At 43.9% G+C, this 18,079-nt stretch carries 17 protein-coding genes; 16 read left to right on the forward strand and 1 reads right to left on the reverse strand.

Annotated features, from left to right (window positions below):
• Positions 1-4: 4 nt before the first annotated feature.
• From I1A59_RS01140 to I1A59_RS01165, 6 genes are all read left to right on the forward strand, one after another.
• Complete coding sequence (locus I1A59_RS01140; RefSeq protein WP_196090990.1) at positions 5-775, forward strand: tyrosine-protein kinase; 771 nt, start codon at positions 5-7, stop codon at positions 773-775.
• 17 nt (positions 776-792) lie between these two features.
• Positions 793-1,812, forward strand: a complete 1,020-nt coding sequence (galE, locus tag I1A59_RS01145; RefSeq protein ID WP_196090991.1) for a UDP-glucose 4-epimerase GalE — start codon at positions 793-795, stop codon at positions 1,810-1,812.
• A gap of 251 nt (positions 1,813-2,063) precedes the next feature.
• Positions 2,064-3,047: a putative sulfate exporter family transporter gene (locus I1A59_RS01150; protein WP_196090992.1), complete on the forward strand. Its 984-nt coding sequence runs from the start codon at positions 2,064-2,066 to the stop codon at positions 3,045-3,047.
• Between the two features lie 240 nt (positions 3,048-3,287).
• A complete protein-coding gene (locus I1A59_RS01155) occupies positions 3,288-3,605 on the forward strand; it encodes a hypothetical protein (RefSeq protein WP_196090993.1) in 318 nt (105 codons plus the stop codon).
• Between the two features lie 19 nt (positions 3,606-3,624).
• A complete protein-coding gene (locus I1A59_RS01160) occupies positions 3,625-3,984 on the forward strand; it encodes a hypothetical protein (protein ID WP_196090994.1) in 360 nt (119 codons plus the stop codon).
• A 19-nt stretch (positions 3,985-4,003) separates the two neighbouring features.
• Entirely contained in the window at positions 4,004-4,321 is a 318-nt protein-coding gene (locus tag I1A59_RS01165) for a hypothetical protein (protein ID WP_196090995.1), read from the forward strand.
• Between the two features lie 67 nt (positions 4,322-4,388).
• On the opposite strand, the gene argS is transcribed toward I1A59_RS01165, so the two are convergent.
• Entirely contained in the window at positions 4,389-6,077 is a 1,689-nt protein-coding gene (gene argS / locus I1A59_RS01170) for an arginine--tRNA ligase (RefSeq protein ID WP_196090996.1), read from the reverse strand.
• A 109-nt stretch (positions 6,078-6,186) separates the two neighbouring features.
• Here argS and I1A59_RS01175 point away from each other — a divergent pair, with 109 nt between their 5' ends.
• The 10 genes from I1A59_RS01175 to I1A59_RS01220 form a co-directional block, all read left to right on the forward strand.
• Positions 6,187-6,636: an arginine repressor gene (locus I1A59_RS01175; RefSeq protein ID WP_196090997.1), complete on the forward strand. Its 450-nt coding sequence runs from the start codon at positions 6,187-6,189 to the stop codon at positions 6,634-6,636.
• On the forward strand, positions 6,633-9,158 hold the full coding sequence (gene mutS / locus I1A59_RS01180; protein WP_196090998.1) for a DNA mismatch repair protein MutS: 2,526 nt from the start codon (positions 6,633-6,635) through the stop codon (positions 9,156-9,158). Before I1A59_RS01175 ends, mutS begins: the two co-directional genes overlap by 4 nt.
• 43 nt (positions 9,159-9,201) lie before the next feature.
• Positions 9,202-10,929 (forward strand): ABC transporter ATP-binding protein, encoded by a 1,728-nt coding sequence (locus I1A59_RS01185; protein WP_196090999.1) that lies wholly within the window; start codon positions 9,202-9,204, stop codon positions 10,927-10,929.
• Between the two features lie 3 nt (positions 10,930-10,932).
• Positions 10,933-12,699, forward strand: a complete 1,767-nt coding sequence (locus I1A59_RS01190; RefSeq protein WP_196091000.1) for an ABC transporter ATP-binding protein — start codon at positions 10,933-10,935, stop codon at positions 12,697-12,699.
• Positions 12,700-12,831: 132 nt separating this feature from the next.
• Positions 12,832-13,734, forward strand: coding sequence for an XRE family transcriptional regulator (locus I1A59_RS01195; RefSeq protein ID WP_196091001.1), 903 nt, complete (start codon positions 12,832-12,834; stop codon positions 13,732-13,734).
• A 212-nt stretch (positions 13,735-13,946) separates the two neighbouring features.
• A complete protein-coding gene (locus I1A59_RS01200; RefSeq protein WP_196091002.1) occupies positions 13,947-14,582 on the forward strand; it encodes a hypothetical protein in 636 nt (211 codons plus the stop codon).
• Positions 14,583-14,626: 44 nt separating this feature from the next.
• The gene (locus I1A59_RS01205; protein ID WP_196091003.1) at positions 14,627-16,354 is read left to right on the forward strand and encodes an SH3 domain-containing protein; all 1,728 of its coding nucleotides are present in this window, start codon (positions 14,627-14,629) and stop codon (positions 16,352-16,354) included.
• An 18-nt stretch (positions 16,355-16,372) separates the two neighbouring features.
• The gene (locus I1A59_RS01210; RefSeq protein ID WP_196091004.1) at positions 16,373-16,987 is read left to right on the forward strand and encodes a DUF6287 domain-containing protein; all 615 of its coding nucleotides are present in this window, start codon (positions 16,373-16,375) and stop codon (positions 16,985-16,987) included.
• A 274-nt stretch (positions 16,988-17,261) separates the two neighbouring features.
• Positions 17,262-17,693, forward strand: a complete 432-nt coding sequence (locus tag I1A59_RS01215; protein ID WP_196091005.1) for a hypothetical protein — start codon at positions 17,262-17,264, stop codon at positions 17,691-17,693.
• A 66-nt stretch (positions 17,694-17,759) separates the two neighbouring features.
• Positions 17,760-18,079: helix-turn-helix domain-containing protein (locus I1A59_RS01220; RefSeq protein ID WP_196091006.1), on the forward strand; the 320-nt coding region annotated here is incomplete at its 3' end.

Genomic DNA, 18,079 nt, shown 5'->3' on the forward strand with positions numbered 1-18,079 from the left:
CTGTATGCCAACATTAAAACTAAATCGGACGCGTCGAGAGGATGCGGAAAAAACCGAAGAATACTATAACGCCCTACGAACCAATATTCAGTTGAGTGGTGACAGCATCGATGTCATCTCCATTAGTTCCGTACAGCCTGGAGAGGGGAAGTCAACGACCTCCGTGAACTTGGCCATTGCTTTTGCTCGGTCTGGTTACCAAACTCTTCTGGTGGATGCGGATATTCGGAACAGTGTGATGTCTGGTGTGTTTTCAACGCGGGATAAAATCACAGGTTTGACAGACTATCTGACAGGAAAAACCGATTTATCGGAAGGGCTCTGTGATACAGACATTGAGAATCTCTATGTCATTCAATCTGGTCCGGTTTCTCCAAACCCGACTGGACTCTTGCAAAGCCTGAACTTTAACAAGATGATTGGTATTTTACGCAAGTACTATGACTATATCATCATTGATACTCCACCGATTGGGATGGTTATTGATGCGGCGATCATCACTCAACAAGGAGACGCGACTATCTTGGTGGTGGAGTCGGGTTCTAATAAACGCCGTGCTGTTGAAAAAGCGGTGGAGCAATTGGAGCAAACCGGAACACCTTTCCTTGGTGTGATCCTCAACAAGGTGGACACCAATATGGAGCGCTATGGTGCTTACGGTTCCTACGGTGATTACGGAAATTACGGAAAAAAAACTCAAAAAGAAAAGAAAAAATCCAAGAGAAATAAAGAAAAACGAAGCAATTCACGTCGAAACCGCGATAAGAAGAAATAAGGGAAGGGGAAGAGCGGATGGCAGAAACAATCTTGGTGACAGGTGGGGCCGGTTATATCGGTTCTCATACCGTTTTAGAGTTGTTGGAGACCAGCCATCGAGTGGTGGTCTTAGACAACTTCAGCAATTCGCATCCCAAAAGCCTGGAAGTGGTCAAGGAATTGACCGGCCAGGCTTTCCCTGTTTATGTAGGAGATGTGCGGGATAAGGGTCTGCTAGAGCAGATATTCCAAAAAGAAGAGGTGACAGGGGTTATTCACTTTGCTGGCTTTAAGGCAGTTGGGGAATCTTCACAGATACCCCTGGCTTACTATGACAATAATCTTGTAGGCCTGCTTCATTTGCTGGAAGTCATGCAAAGTGTTGGCTGCCGAAACCTCATTTTTTCCTCCTCTGCCACCGTTTACGGGGATCCCCAAGAACTGCCCTTGACAGAAACAGCCCCTCTATCTGTTACCAATCCCTATGGCCGAACCAAGCTTATGGGTGAAGAGATTCTTCGAGATCTATTTGCTGCTGATGGAAGCTGGAATCTGGTCATTCTCCGTTACTTTAATCCCATTGGTGCCCATCCTAGTGGACGTTTAGGAGAGCATCCCCAAGGAATTCCCAATAACCTAGTTCCCTACATCACTCAGGTTGCCTGTGGATTACGTGACCATGTTCGGGTCTTTGGGGATAATTATGCCACTCCTGATGGAACAGGTGTGAGGGATTATATCCATATCCAAGACCTTAGCCGGGGGCACGTGGCAGCAATGAAACGATGGGCAACAGGATCAGGCCTATCTGTTTACAATTTAGGGACTGGTCAAGGCTATTCCGTTTTGGAAATGATTAGAGGTCTTAGCCAAACAGCTGGTCAGGAAATACCTTATCAGATTTATTCTCGGAGACCCGGCGATATCGCTGCCTGTTACGCAGACCCCACTAAGGCTCGAGAAGAGTTGGGCTGGGAGACCCAACTCGGACTGGAAGAGATGTGTCGTCATGCCTGGAAGTGGCAGCGCTTGAACCCCAATGGATTTCAGGATTAAGGAATTCCAAAACTTGTTCGTTTCCCCATTTTGTGAATGATGAGAGTGGTGATGAACAAGTTTTTGTAAGTTCATAGTCTATTATACTCATTGGATTTCAAAATCTGACTTTGTCAAGCCTCTTTGATAAACTTATTGATTGCATGCCTTGCATGCTTAATGGATAAAATTCAACAGGTCTCCCAGACCTGTTGCACTATTTTCTCCCTCCTCTGGAAGCTAGGGGTGAGGGAGTTTTTAGAAAGGATTGTATGACACGCCATCACCTGCCTGGCCTTGTGGCCGCTCTTTTTGTAACAATCTTAGCCGTTATTTTGGCTCAGTTTATTCCCTTGGTTGGAGTTGCTCCCTTGACCCTTGTACTGGGGATGATCCTGGGGAATACGCTCCTTCGGTCTCCCCAATTAAACTTGGGAACGAAATTGGCGGAACGTCGATTCTTGGAATATGCCATTATTCTTCTAGCCTTTACCATGGATACCAAAAATTTTAGCCAGACGGGGATTCCCTCTGTGGCTTTTGTGAGCTTCGTGTTTATCCTATCTTTAGGAGTTAGTTATAAACTGGCTCAGAGGCTAGGTTTCTCGCAGGATGCGTCGATATTGTTGGCTGGTGGAACGGCCATCTGTGGATCATCAGCGATTGGGGCTTTAGCACCTATGACCAAGGTTTCCGAGCAGGAGAAGGGGACAGCCATTGTTCTAGTGAATCTCTTGGGAACCTTGCTCATGTTTCTCTTCCCTCTAGCCGCTGTTCTGCTCCATTTTCAAGAACTACAGCAAGCTGCTCTCATTGGCGGTACCCTGCAATCTGTTGGGCAAGTTGCTGCAGCGGCCACCCTTCTTTCCCCGGCCGTGCTTCCCTTGGCTATGCTCTTTAAACTGACCCGCATTCTTTATCTGGTTCCTGTCCTTTTTTTCCTTGAATTTTGGAAAAAAGAAAAAGAAGCGGGAGCAGTCAAGAAGGCTTGTCTCTTGAAAAAAGTTCCTTATTACCTCTACGGGTTTATCTTGGCGAGTCTGCTAAACACCTTATTGGAGTTACCAGAGGCCTTAACGTCTAACCTTCAAAGTTTGATGACTTGGTTGGAATGGTTGGCTCTGGCAGCCATTGGTCTCCGACTAGATTTGCGAACTTTTATGAAAAATGCTCCAATCTATGGCTCCTATATTCTGGTCATTGGACTGGTTCAATTGATGTTAGCCTTAGTTGGAATTTGGATTTTTGAATTGTAAGAGATGCTCTCTTAATACTTGACTCTTGTCACATGGAGGATTATACTGGGGGTACGAATTGTCGGGAATAGCTTGAATCAATTAAGGTGTCACCGGACTCATTCTGAAAGCTAATCCAAATGCTGTTCCACCTACAAAACTAGGAAGTTTAGACTCCCTACCTATGGGGAGGAAAATCGTAGTCAGAGTCCTTGTCGACCGTCATCAGTGGATGAATTTGTTTTTTGAGGAGGATAAAGTATGGAGAACAACTACTACACCAAGACTGAAATCGACTTAAAATTTGATGCGATTCAAAATGAGTTGCGCTACAATCGTGAACTCACCCAATTGGGCTTTGAAAAAATCAATGAACGATTTGAAAGAGTCAATGATCGGATCGATGATATGGCTACCAAAACCCAACTCATGTTCTCCAACTTTAGAGAAGAACAGTCTCTTGCAAGGATTGATGAATTAGAGCGTGAACGCAAGATCAAACGAGAGTTCATCTTGTGGTCTATAGGGACCACCATAGCTCTCTTAGCGGTACTAATTCCGCTGATTATCCGTTCTTGATAGAGAAGGGGGGAAGAACATGGAGAACAACTACTACACCAAGACTGAAATCGACTTAAAATTTGATGCGATTCAAAATGAGTTGCGCTACAATCGCGAACTGACTCAGCTGGGTTTTGAGAAAATCAATGAACGATTTGAAAGAGTTGATGAACGATTCGAAAGAATAAATGATCGTTTTGAAAGAGTTAATGACCGAATGGATGATCTATTGACCAAAACCCAACTCATGTTCTCCAACTTTAGAGAAGAACAGTCTCTTGCAAGGGTTGATGAATTAGAGCGTGAACGCAAGATCAAACGAGAGTTCATCTTGTGGTCTATAGGGACCACCATAGCTCTCTTAGCGGTACTAATTCCGCTGATTATCCGCTCTTGATAGAGAAGGGGGCAAGAATATGGAGAACAACTACTACACCAAGGCTGAAATCGACTTAAAATTTGATGCGATTCAAAATGAGTTGCGCTACAATCGTGAACTCACCCATTTGGGCTTTGAAAAAATCAATGAACGATTTGAAAGAGTCAATGATCGGATCGATGATATGGCTACCAAAACCCAACTCATGTTTTCCAACTTTAGAGAAGAACAGTCTCTTGCGCGAATTGATGAATTAGAGCGTGAACGCAAGATCAAACGAGAGTTCATCTTGTGGTCTATAGGGACCACCATAGCTCTCTTAGCGGTACTAATTCCGCTGATTATCCACTCTTGAGAAGGAGTCTAAAAAAGCACTTGAATTTTTCAAAGTTCAAGTGCTTTTTAATCATCTTTTACAGATTTTACATTTGTTCAGGTGCTTCCACTCCCAATAAACGAAGGGCTTCTTTAAGAACGATACCGGTTGCGTAGCTGAGGGCTAGGCGGCTTTCACGTTCGGGGCTGTCTTCCAGGATGCGGGTGTGGGCATAGTATTTGTTGAAGTGTTGTGCCAGGTTGATGGCATATTTTGCGATGATCGATGGTTCGAACTGGTTAGCTGCCCGTTCGATAACGCGGCTGAAGTCTTGAAGAATTTTCAAGATTTCCCAGCTTTCGCTGTCTTCTAAGTGATAGTGAGCAGCTGGATCTGGTTGATAGTCTGCCTTACGTAGAATAGACTGAATACGTGCATAGGCGTACTGCACATAAGGACCAGTTTCACCTTCGAAGGATAACATGGCTTCCAAATCGAAGTCATAACCGTTCATACGATCGGTTTTCAAATCGTAGAACTTGATGGCTCCTACGCCAACTTGACGGGCCACTTGCTCCTTGTTTGGAAGATCTGGATTTTTCTCAGCAATTTGCTTTTCTGCCCGTGCAATCGCTTCAACGATGGTTGGCTCGAGCAAGATAATGTTGCCCTTCCGAGTGGACAATTTTTTCTTATTTTTCGTTACCAAGCCAAAAGGAATATGGGACATGTCTTGGACCCAGTCATAGCCCATTTTCTCCAAAACGGCATTGAGTTGAGCAAAGTGGCCAGATTGTTCGTGCCCAGTAATGTAGATGTTTTTGGCGAAATCGTAAGTCCGTTTCCGGTAGAGGGCAGTTGCTAGGTCACGAGTGATGTAGAGGGTAGCCCCGTCAGACTTTTTAATCAAAGCTGGGTTGAGGTTGAATTCCTCCAAATCAACAATAGAAGCTCCTTGTGATTCCTGAAGGAGGCCTTTTTCTTCCAAAATTTCAATGACTTCATCCATTTTGTCATTGTAGAAAGCTTCACCGTTGTAGCTATCAAAGGAGACATTGAGAAGTTCATAAATGCGGTTGAATTCAACCAAGCTTTCAGAACGGAACCATTCCCAGAGTTCCCATGCTTCCTGGTCGCCCTGTTCCAATTTGAGGAACCATTCCCGTCCTTGTTCGTCCAATTCTGGTTTGGTTTCCATTTCCTCGTTGATGCGGACATAGAGTTTAAGCAACTCGTCAATCGGGTTGGCTTCAACAGCTGCCTTATCCCCCCAAAGTTTGTAAGCCACAATCAAAAGCCCGAATTGTTTTCCCCAGTCTCCAAGGTGGTTAATCCGGATAGCTTTGTAGCCTAATTTAGAAAAGAGGTTCGCTAGAGAATCTCCGATAACGGTTGAACGTAAGTGTCCGACTGAAAAGGGTTTTGCGATGTTGGGACTAGACATGTCAATGGTGATATTTTGTCCCTGACCGATCGTTTGAGATCCATAAGTGTCTTTTTCTTCAATGACAGAACGGAGAATTTGGTCTCCCATGCTGACCTTGTCTAGGAAAAAGTTGACATAAGGTCCAGTTGCGACCACTTTTTCAAAACCAGTTGCGTCAATGGCGTCAGCGATTTCTTGGGCAATCACAGCAGGTGCCTTGCGAAGAACCTTGGCCAAGCTGAAGGCAGGGAAGGCGATATCTCCCAAATCAGAAGATTTTGGGGTTTCTAAAAGGTCCAGAATGGCTGCTTCATCAAGGCTTTCAATTTGAGCCGCTAGCCGTTGGGCCACTAATGATTTTTGGTTCATAATTTCTCCTTTTTTCTCTTTATTTTATCATAAGGCTGGACTTAAATCCAACAAGGACAGGCTGATAAAAAATTTGTTATAATTGAAACAGAATGCATGAGGAAAAGCTATGAAAAAAGCAGATAGACAGGATTTGATTGGACAACTTTTGAGCGAGCGGCGGTTTCATCGGCAGCAGGAGCTACAAGCTGCTCTCAAGGAAGCTGGTATTGAGGTGACCCAGGCAACCTTGTCCAGGGATATGAAGGAGCTGGGGGTGGAGCGCCACATGCCAGCTCAAGGTCCGTCTTTTTACCGCCTGCCGCGGACGGGACCTGAGACGAGTTTGGGAGATGTTGCCCTCTATGTGAAGAGAGTGGACCGGGTTGAGTTCAGCCTGGTTTTGCATACTGGATTGGGGGAGGCTTCCGTTTTGGCCAATAGCCTAGATGCCAGTGGCGATTGCCGAATTTTGGGCACGATTGCAGGGGCTGACACCCTTTTGGTGGTGACACGTTCCAGTCAAGATGGTGCCAGTTTAGAAGAAGATATTCGCTCTTATGTCGAGGAGGCCTTATGAGTCAAGCTAAATTATCACCTGGCATGCAGCAGTATGTCGATATGAAAAAAGATTACCCCGATGCCTTTCTGTTCTTCCGCATGGGGGATTTTTATGAGCTCTTTTATGAAGATGCGACCAGAGCGGCGCAGATTCTTGAGATTTCCATTACGTCGCGAAATAAAAATGCGGAGGACCCCATTCCCATGGCGGGGGTTCCCTATCACTCAGCCCAGCAGTACATTGACACTTTGATAGAACAGGGCTACAAGGTAGCCATAGCTGAGCAAATGGAGGATCCCAAACAGGCCAAGGGCGTGGTGAAACGTGAGGTCGTTCAAGTAGTGACTCCAGGAACTAGCTTGGACGGCCCTAGTCGTGATGGCCAGAACAATTTCTTGGTTGGCCTTTATACCCGGGGGCAGGCCTATGGCTTGGCCCACTTGGATTTGGCTACGGGGGAATTTGCGGTGACCCAGTTGGATCGCTGGGAGTTGGTTTTGAGTGAGATCCGAAATCTCCAGGCTAAAGAAGTGGTTCTGGCAGGCCAGGTGTCAGAGGAACAAGAGGCGGTTCTAAATCAGCAGCTGCAACTCCTAGTCTCCTGGGTAGACAAGCCCTTGGATGCCAGTCCTCTCTTACCGATTAGCTTAAAGGAGCTGGAATTTACGGCTGCTGCGAGCTTGCTGGCTTATATTTACCAGACCCAGATGCGGGATCTGGACCATTTGAAGCCGGTTGAAGTCTATCAAATTGCGGATTCTCTCCGGATGGATTTTGCGACCAAACAAAGCTTAGATCTAACCGAGAATGCTCGGAGTGGCAAGAAGCAGGGCTCCTTATTAGGGGTCTTGGATCAAACACGGACGGCCATGGGCTTGCGGCTCTTACGCCGATGGATCCAACAGCCACTCCTGGATCGAAAGCAGATTGAGCAGCGGCAAAATCAGGTGACGATTTTGTTAGAGGCCTTTTTTGAGCGCCAGGACTTGGTAGAGAGTCTGAAAGGGGTCTACGATATTGAACGCTTGGTTAGCCGGGTTTCCTTCGGTAAGGTCTTGCCCAAGGATCTCTTGCAGCTATCTGCGACCTTGGGGCAGGTGCCACAGATTCGGCACCTGCTGACCAGTTTGCAGCAGTCAGCCTTAGAGCCTCTGATTCAAGGTTTGGATCCCTTGGAGGAATTGTATGCCTTGATTGATGCGGCTATCGATCCGCAGGCCCCAAATCAACTCATGGATGGAGGCCTTATTAAGACAGGATTTGATCCAGTTTTGGATCAGTACCGCAAGGCCTTGCGGGAAGGAACTTCTTGGTTGGCGGATTTGGAAAGCCGGGAACGTCAGGCGACGGGCATCAATAATCTCAAGATTGATTACAATCGGAAGGATGGCTATTATTTCCATGTCACTCAGTCCCAACTTAGCCATGTGCCTGACCATTTTTACCGCAAGGCAACCTTGAAAAACTCGGAGCGTTTTGGAAGTCAGGAATTGGCCCAAATTGAAGGCCAGCTCCTAGAGGCTCGAGATCAGTCGTCTCAGTTAGAGTATGACCTCTTTATGCGGATTCGGGAAGAGGTGGCCAAGTATATGCCCCGGCTGCAAAGTCTGGCTGGAGCCCTGGCCAGTATCGATGTTCTCCAAAGTTTAGCCTCGGTTGCAGAAAGTCAGCTTTGGGTCAAACCGACTTTTAATGAGACAGGTCAGATTCGAGTACTGGAAGGCCGCCACCCGGTGGTGGAGGCAGTCTTGGGTCGCCAGTCCTATGTTCCTAACAGCCTAGTTATGTCGGCAGAGGACCGGATTCAGTTGATTACAGGTCCTAATATGAGCGGGAAGTCGACCTACATGCGACAGATTGCAATCATGGTTATCCTAGCTCAGCTAGGCTCCTATGTTCCCGCTAAGGAAGCAGATTTGCCGATTTTTGATGCCATCTTTACCAGGATTGGAGCTGCTGATGATTTGGTTTCTGGCCAATCAACCTTTATGGTGGAGATGATGGAAGCCAACCAGGCTGTGCAGCATGCTAGCACCCAGTCCCTCATCCTCTTTGATGAGTTGGGCCGTGGAACCGCAACCTATGATGGCATGGCCTTAGCTCAAGCTTTGATTGAATATATCCATGATAAAGTTGGAGCCAAGACTTTCTTTGCAACCCACTACCATGAGTTAACGGAATTGGAAGAGGATCTCGCGGGACTGGCCAATGTGCACGTTGCCACACTAGAAGAAGGAGGTACGGTGACCTTCCTCCACAAGATTGAACCTGGCCCTGCCGATCAATCTTACGGAATCCATGTGGCTAAAATTGCAGGTCTACCTCCAGCTCTCTTGGCTCGAGCCCAGGTTATCTTGGATGGATTGGAAAATCAGGAGTTTCAGCCTCAGACGGGGCAATTGGATTTATTCCAAGTGCCAGAAGTCTTGCCTAGTCAGCCCCACCCTCTACTGGAAAAATTAAAAACAATCAATCTGAGCCAAATGACTCCTTTGGAAGCTTTGCTGTTTTTGGATCAGGTTCAGAAAGAATTAGAATAGAATAATACCTCTATCAGTGAGGATTAGCTTGAAAGGAGGAACTATGCTCTATATTTGGAACTATTTGAAAAAATACCCTCAGCTGCTGGCCCTAGATATTTTTGCGGCTTCTCTGTTTGTGATTGTAAACCTGGGTTTACCGACTTTTTTGGCTCGAATGATTGACCAGGGAGTGGTCGCGGGAGATGAGTCACGGATTTACTTCTGGGGAATCACAATGGTTATTACAGCCCTTGTCGGAATTTTGGGGCGTTTCTTGCAGACCTACGCCGGGAGTCGCTTGACCAATAAGATGATCCGCGATATGCGTTTGGATGTCTATAAACGGCTTCAGTACTATTCGCATCAGGAATATGAACAGATTGGTGTTTCCTCCTTGGTCACTCGGATTACCAGTGACGCCTTTACCCTGATGCAATTTGCGGATCAGACCTTGAAATTTGGGGTTATTACGCCGATTATGCTCTTTTCGAGTTTGGTGATGGTCTTTATGACGAGCCCGTCTCTTTCATGGATTGTGGCCTTTTCTATCCCATTCTTGGTGCTGGTAATCTGGTATGTGGCGGTAGCCAGTCGTCCTTTATCGGAGAAACAACAGGAGAGTTTGGACCGGATTAACCATTTTGCGCGGGAAAACTTGACGGGTTTGCGCGTGATTCGGGCCTTTGGCCGGGAAGAATTTCAGGAGGATCGGTTTGCTCAGGAGAATGACATTTACCAAGCCAACTCCAATCGCTTGTTCAAATTGACGGGTTTAACCGATCCCCTTTTTGCTCAGATTATTATTGCGATGATCGTGGCCATCGTTTGGTTTGCCTTGGATCCGTTGAATCAAGGGCAGATTCAGATCGGGGTCGTGGTTGCCTTTATTGAATATAGCTTCCATGCCCTCTTGTCTTGCCTACTCTTGGCCAACCTCTTTACGACCTACCCACGGACGGCTGTATCAGCCCGCCGTCTGCAAGAGGTGATGAATATGCCTCTGTCTATTTCGCCGAATGAAGACGGAGTAACTGAAACCGAAACCAAGGGATACTTGGAATTTGACCGGGTGACCTTTGCTTATCCGGGTGAAACTGAAAATCCGGTGTTACATGATATTTCCTTCAAGGCCCAGCCAGGTCAAACCATTGCCTTTATTGGTTCAACGGGTTCTGGGAAGTCTTCCTTGGTGCAGTTGATTCCCCGTTTCTTTGATGTGACCTTGGGGCGCATTTTAGTGGATGGAGTCGATGTTCGCTCCTATAACCTCAAGGCTCTGCGGCAGAAGATTGGGTTCATTCCGCAGAAAGCCCTGCTCTTTACCGGAAGTATCGCAGAAAACCTCCGCTTCGGGAATTCCCAGGCGGATCAGGAAGATTTGGTGACTGCCTCTGATGTGGCCCAAGCCTTGGATTTTATCCAAAGCAAGGAAGACCAGTTTGAGACCCATCTAGCAGAAGGTGGAAGCAACTTGTCAGGCGGTCAGAAGCAACGCTTGTCCATTGCCCGTGCCTTGGTGAAGGAGCCGGAAATCTACATTTTCGATGATTCTTTCTCGGCCCTGGATTACAAGACGGATGCCCTTTTGCGCCGCAGACTTAAAGAAGTGACCCAGAACGCTACCGTTTTGATTGTTGCCCAAAGGGTTGGAACCATTATGGACGCCGATCAAATTATTGTCTTGGAAAAGGGTGAGATTGTGGGACGTGGAACCCACGAAGAACTCATGGAATCCAATGCGATTTATCGTGAAATTGCTAATTCGCAGCTGAATAGAGGGGAGGAGTAAGGCATGAAAGAAAATAATTTTAAACGTCTGTGGTCCTACCTTCGTGCCTACCGAGGCAGTGTTTATTTAGCAGTGGCCTTCAAAGTCTTGAGCATTGTCATGTCGGTCTTGGAGCCCTTTGTTCTGGGATTGGCCATTACAGAGTTGACCAAGAATCTCCTGGATATGGCGCAAGGCAAGGCCAGCGGTCTCAATGTCTCCTATGTCTTTTGGGTGCTGGTTCTCTACCTGATTCGGGGAACGCTTTATTCAGTTGGTGCTTATTATGCCAACTACTTTATGACCAATGCGGTGCAGGCCACTGTCCGTGACCTGCGCAAGGAATTGAGCCACAAGGTTAACCACCTGCCGGTATCTTATTTTGACCGCCAGCAGTTCGGGGATCTTTTGGGCCGCTTCACCAGTGATGTGGAGACCGTCTCCAATGCCCTCCAACAAAGTTTCTTGCAGATTGTAAATGCCATCGGCACCATTATCTTGGTTTTGGTCATGGTCTATTCCATCAATCTGCCCCTAGCCCTTGTGGTGACCTTGGTGATTCCGCTCACTTACTTGACTTCGAGCCAGATTCTCAAGTTATCCCAACCGTCCTTTAAGCGTCAAGCCAATATTTTGGGAAAATTGAATGGGTTTGTACAGGAACACCTGACAGGTTTCCAGATTGTAAAACTCTATGGCCGTGAAGAACAGACCGTAGAAGAATTTCAGGACATCGTGGATGAGTTAGAAGAAGTCGGCTTCAATGCCAGCTTCCGCTCAGGCCTTATGGCCCCTCTCCTCCACGGACTCTCTGATTTTGCCTATGTTGTAGTGGCCTTTCTCAGTGCCCTCCAAGTTTTGGCAGGCCGCTTGACCATCGGAAACATGCAGGCCTTTGTCCAGTATGTCTGGCAAATCAGCCAGCCCGTACAAATCTTGACCCAGATTGCGGGTCAACTCCAAAGTGCCCAGTCCTCTCTGGACCGGATCTTCCAAGTCTTGGATGAACCAGCTGAAAACCAAACCGGTGAAAAAGCTCTTGCCCAACCCCTCAGCGGTCGGGTCTCCTTTGCCCAGGTCTCCTTTAGCTATACTGCGGATAAACCGCTGATTCAAAACTTTAACCTTGAAGTAGAACCAGGACAAATGGTGGCGATTGTCGGACCAACAGGTGCTGGAAAAACCACCCTGATCAACCTACTCATGCGCTTCTATGATGTAGACGGCGGTGCTATCCGAGTCGATGGCCAAGACATCCGCACCATTGACCGCCAAGAATACCGCCGGCAATTCGGCATGGTCTTGCAGGACGCCTGGCTTTACGAAGCCAGCATTGAGGAAAACCTCCGCTTCGGGAATTTGGAGGCCACCCATGAGGAAATCGTGGCAGCCGCTAAAGCTGCCAATGTGGATTACTTCATTCGCAGCCTCCCAGGTGGTTACAAGATGCAGATGAATCAAGAATCCAGCAACATCTCACTCGGTCAGAAACAACTCCTGACCATCGCCCGTGCCCTCCTAGCGGATCCTAAAATCCTTATCCTAGATGAGGCCACCAGCTCCGTGGATACCCGCCTGGAACTTCTGATTCAAAAAGCCATGAAAACACTCATGCAGGGTCGCACCAGCTTTGTCATCGCTCACCGCCTCTCCACCATCCAAGAAGCTGATAAAATTCTGGTCCTCAAAGACGGCCAGATCATCGAACAAGGAACCCACCAAAGCCTCCTTGCCGACCAAGGCTTCTATTATGACCTCTACCAAAGCCAATTTGCGCGTGAAGAGGAATAGAGTGCATCCATCCCTAGCTGAAAGCAGCTGGGGATTTTTGAAAATGGATGCTAAAAAAGCCGAGTGGTTATTTGGCAATTTTCATGCTATAATAAATTGTGTATGAAAACACTTACAACGGGAGGGACTTGTATGATTAACAAAGAAGAATTAGGATTAAGAATCCGCCAAGAACGTGAAAAACAAGGCCTCAGCCGCGAAGCCCTTTGTGGGGATGAGGCAGAACTAACCGTAAGACAATTACTCCGCATCGAGACAGGAAAATCCCTACCCAAACTTGAAAAACTTGAGTTTCTTTCACGCGTTTTAGGTGCGGATATCTCAACCTTCTTAGGAGAAGAAAAGTTGGATATCCCAGCCGAGTACTTTGATTTGAAGTATAAATTATTTAAGAGTAGTACTTATGGAGATTTGGAACGACTGGAACAGAAACGACAGTTATTAGAACAAATCTATGAGTCTTACTATCATTTATTACCTGAAGAGGAATTGTTTTCTCTGGATATTCTTGAACGTATTTGGGATTTTATTGAGAGTAGAGGGGTATTGAGTTCAGATACTCCAGACATACTTTATGAAGATTATCAGAAACAATTGTTGTTGAGGAAAATATATGACTTAAATGATTTGTTGTTGTTGTCTTACCATTTCATGTGTAGGCAAAACAAGGAGTATGAGTTAGAAAATTTCACGAAACTAGAAGAAAATCTCTTGAATCAAACAAGTAACGGAGATGAGTTTTATAATCGAGAACTATTAAACTGCCTTTCCTTGCTGATTGGTGCACATGTTGCTCGTGGTAATATGGATAATATTTTAAAGATTACTGAAAAAATGGAGGGTCTTGTTGAGCTAACTGCTCAGCATACATACTATCCTTTGATTTTGACATCAAAGGCTAAGTATTATCGTTATTATGAAAATAACCTTCAACGAGCAAAAGAACTTTATTCAGAAGCGTTAGTAATGGCGAAGGTTTTTGGAGATCAAGTTTTTTTGAATCATTTGGAGAGTGAAATGAGAAAGGATTTGTGAATTATTTATAGACATTTATTCAATTTCGAGTCAGGTAAAGTTTGCGATACATTATGAAGAAAGAAGAATAGTGACATTAATGTCCTGTTCTTCTTTTTTTGTATTGCTTATACTAAGTTTATAAAAAGTTAAAGGAGATAGATGTTTTGAGAATTGTTATGTTGCTTTTTATGCTCTGGCTGTACATAGTGCATTAAAAAAGGAGGGGTTATTTGACTAGCCGAGGAAATATTATTTCAATTGGTTCAAAAAATACATTTGTCAATAGATATTTCAATGAATATTCTTATAAGTATGGAGAAGTGTTGATATTGAATGATGAAACTTATGAATTTAATAGTCATAGTATTCAAGAATTTGTTAGCAAACGAAAGATACCAATATCAAAAATATTTTTTTCGATTAATTTTTCAAACGACATGGTAGAAGAATCCAATAGACTGGGAGAGATATTCCTATGTTTAAAAACTTTGACGAGTTTTTTGAGTAAAACGATCGAAAATGTTGATTCGAGTTTATCAGTAGTTGTTCTATTGATTTTAGATTCAGAAAACTTTTCAAGTGAACAAGAAAAAATAATAGATCAATTTCAACGGGAGATTAGAAAGAATTATAGAGACTTGGTATTTACAATGAGTTCCGAGTATAGAATCAATTCACTAATACCTCTTTTTCATACTGATGGTACTGACTTGAGTCCCTGGATGCGTCGCCTTCAGATACGTCAGCCTATTGGAAAGTATGTTACATCAGACGATGTAAGTAATTTTTTGGAATTTCTATTGTCAGATGAGAGTAAGGCTTTAAGAGGACAGCAAATTATTTTAGATTATGGGTATCTTAATTGAAAACAAATGTAGCCCATTGGGAAAGTAAAAAATGAAGGAGAATTATGAAAATGTTTAAAGGAAATATGGTACAAAGATATTCTTTGAGAAAATATTCAGTAGGTTTATGTTCCGCGTTGCTAGGGTTGTTTTTAATTGGTTCACCTAGTGTTGTAAAAGGTGATGAGGTAGACTCTGAGCCAGTCGCTAGTGTTACAGAAAGTCTCACACTCCATTCTGATTCTGTATCTAAAGTAGACGCTTCTCCTCAGCAAGAACTAGTAGTGAATGTTGAGTCTGTGTCTAAAGAACAACTGACTAGTGTACAGGTGGAGAAAACGGACTCTCAACAGCAGAATGTACAAGTAGATATTGTGAAGGATACTGATAAAAAAGAATCTGAATTATTGGAGGAGTTGCCAGTTGAAAAGAAACAGGAAAAACAAATTGATAATTCCAATATCAGTTCTAATGACGAGGTAAGAAATGGTGCGAAGGTGATTTCTCATGTTACTAAGGAGGAAATGCCGAGGCTAGAGCTGGTTACAGAGGATCAAAAACCATCTGAAAGAAATGTTAAGTCTAGTGTGAGTCCATTCCGTCGTAGTAATTCCACATCCTATATTGGGGACAACTACAGATGGAAAAATACGGCATATGATGCTTGGGGATATCCTTCTGGACAATGTACTTCATTTGTTGCATTTCGATTGGCTGAGACAAATGGGTTTAGTAATGTTGGGTATTTAGGAAATGCAGGTAATTGGGGCTACAGTGCAAAATCTCGAGGTGCTTACGTAGATATGAAACCCGCAGTTGGAGCTGTAGCATGGTTTGGACCTTCTGCTTTTGGTTCAGATAGTACATATGGGCATGTAGCTTGGGTAGCTGCAATCGATCGTAATTATGTCATCATTGAGGAGTATAATTACAATTGGAGTAAGTCATACAATAGACGTCGAATTTTAGCAAACTCAGTAACAGGCTATATCCATTTCAAGGATTTAGCAACTCAACCAAATACCGCTGTGGTTGAGCCTACTGCGTCTAATAATCAAGGACAGACTTCTCTTGCTTCAAGTGGTACATTTAGATTTTCAGAACGGTCACCTATTAAGAGTGAGCCAAAACTATCTGCTACTGATGTAGCATATTATGAACCAGGAATGTCTGTAAATTATGATAGAACTCTTGTAGCGGATGGACATAATTGGATTAGCTATATTTCCCATAAAGGTGGACGATATTATATTGCTGTTGGAAAAGTATCTCAGTCATCTTCTAATGAATCTAAGAATCAATCATCTGGTAAATCAGATTCAATCTCTGTGACTGACACAACAATTCCAGCTAGTGGAAATTATGTATTTAAAGTTAGATCTAATATCAAGAGTGAACCAAAGATTTCTTCAGCTGATCTTGCATACTATGATGCGGGTGATTCAGTAAACTATGATCGTGTATTAGAGGCAGAAGGTTATAAATGGATTAGTTATTTGTCTTATCAAGGTAACCGCCGCTATATTCCTATTGAAAAAATTGGGAATTCATCAACTTCAAGTGCCCCAGTAAATTCTGAATCAATTTCTAAAGTTAATCTCCCAAATAGCGGTAGTTATACTTTTACTAAGCAATCATATATAAAAAATGAGCCAAGAATGAATGCAACAACCGTTGCATATTATGATGCAGGTTCCTCCGTTAATTATGATAAAATAGTTGAGTCAGAAGGTCATAGCTGGTTAAGCTATATTTCTGGATCAGGCGTAAGACGCTATATCGCTATAAATTAGTTGAGAAAAGGATATGAAATGAAAAAATATACAGTCTTCTTAATGGCAGCTTTCTTATTAGCCGGTTGTTCTTCAAATTCTCAGGATGCGACATCTGTTGAAAGTTCTTCAACTTCTATTCAGTCTTCGGCATCAAAATCGTCTACTTCAAGTAATTCAATGGCTTCTAAAGCTAGCACTCAACAAGATTCTGCAGCAGGTTCGAATTCAAAAACAGTATCTGCTAGTTCAGCTGCAGAAACAGGTGCTACGGATGTGGAAAATGCACCAGTCAGTCAAGCTGCAATCGCAGATGCTGGGACAACATTGGTGGCAGGAGATTTTTCAACCATTGCTGGCACATGGGTAGATGAGTATGGAAACCAATTGATTGTGGATGGAGCAGGGAATGTTCATGTAGAAATGGCTGCAGGTTCCCACATTCCTGAAGAAGCGCGTGGTCATCTCTCACGAGATCTATATCTGGATAATAACTTTGCCTCATTTGATGGAATTTACTATGAAGGTGTTCTTGCCAACGATGCCCACACCTCTGGTTTACCTAGACTTTCCGTGAATACAGAAGACGGTACAGTCCGCCTCGTAAATGAATATGCAGAGACTTACTCTGGAACTTTCACCAAAGTTCAGTAATGAAAAAAGACAAGATGTCCGAGAAGGTAGGACTCTTGTCTTTTTTGGGTTTCTTCATATAGGATGGCTACTCTTTCAAAAATTGAAACTTGTTTAATCCTCTCTGAACTGTCATTGCCGAATATCTTCTTAATCCTTAGATTGTTGAGATGTTGAAGTTAATGCTGAGTTTATATCCGAATAGATAGTAAAGGTGTGCTTCGATCTATTTTACTCGGAGCATTTTTTATTGATGTCATGCTATTGTTTGGATTTATAGGAGGTTTTTGCTAGTATGGGTGTTAGAAGAGTTGGACTGAATGAGAAACGGAAAATAATATTTGGTTGTTTTCATGGAACGAGTGAGAAAAAGGCTCTATCTATCATGATGGATCAACAATTTAGGGTCAGAAATCGTTCGAATCATTGGTTGGGGAATGGCGTTTACTTCTTTGTGGATGATGAGAAGCAGGCAGAGTGGTGGGCTAGAAATCAGTGTCGGAATGCCTACGATAGTCCGGTGGTATTATACTTTCCATTAACCTTATCGCGGGATGAATTATTGAACTTGAATGCCTTGGCTGATTTGAATACTCTGGATTTATTTGCCAGATCTTTGAATCAAGTGATTGACTTTGAGTATTTGGATGTAAGACAATTTGATGATTATCGATATCGATGTGCCTTGTTAGATTTATTTTTTGAAAAAAATCCTCGTTACAAGTGATATAGTCCTACATGAGTAGACAGTACAAATAAATAAAGTACTGTTTACGAAAGTAGGATTTTTATTATGTCGCGTAAAAGTAAAATTAGTTTTGAAGATAAACTAAAAGCGGTAACCCAATACATTGAAGGTAAAGCTTCAAGTTCCGAGCTAGCTCTTCAATATGGTGTTGATTGCAGTACTATTCGAAAATGGATTAAAATGTATCAATCTCAGGGTCCTGGAGGGCTACAGTCCACGAAGCATAATCAAAGCTATACTACAGAGTTTAAACTTAGCTGTGTTGAAGCCTATAAATTAGGAGAAGGTTCTCTTTTAGAAATAGCTTCAAAATTTGGACTAAGATCTCCTTATCAACTACGCCAATGGATTATCAAGTATAATAG

The sequence above is a fragment of the Streptococcus sp. NLN76 genome (assembly GCF_015686645.1).
Taxonomy (GTDB): Bacteria; Bacillota; Bacilli; order Lactobacillales; family Streptococcaceae; genus Streptococcus.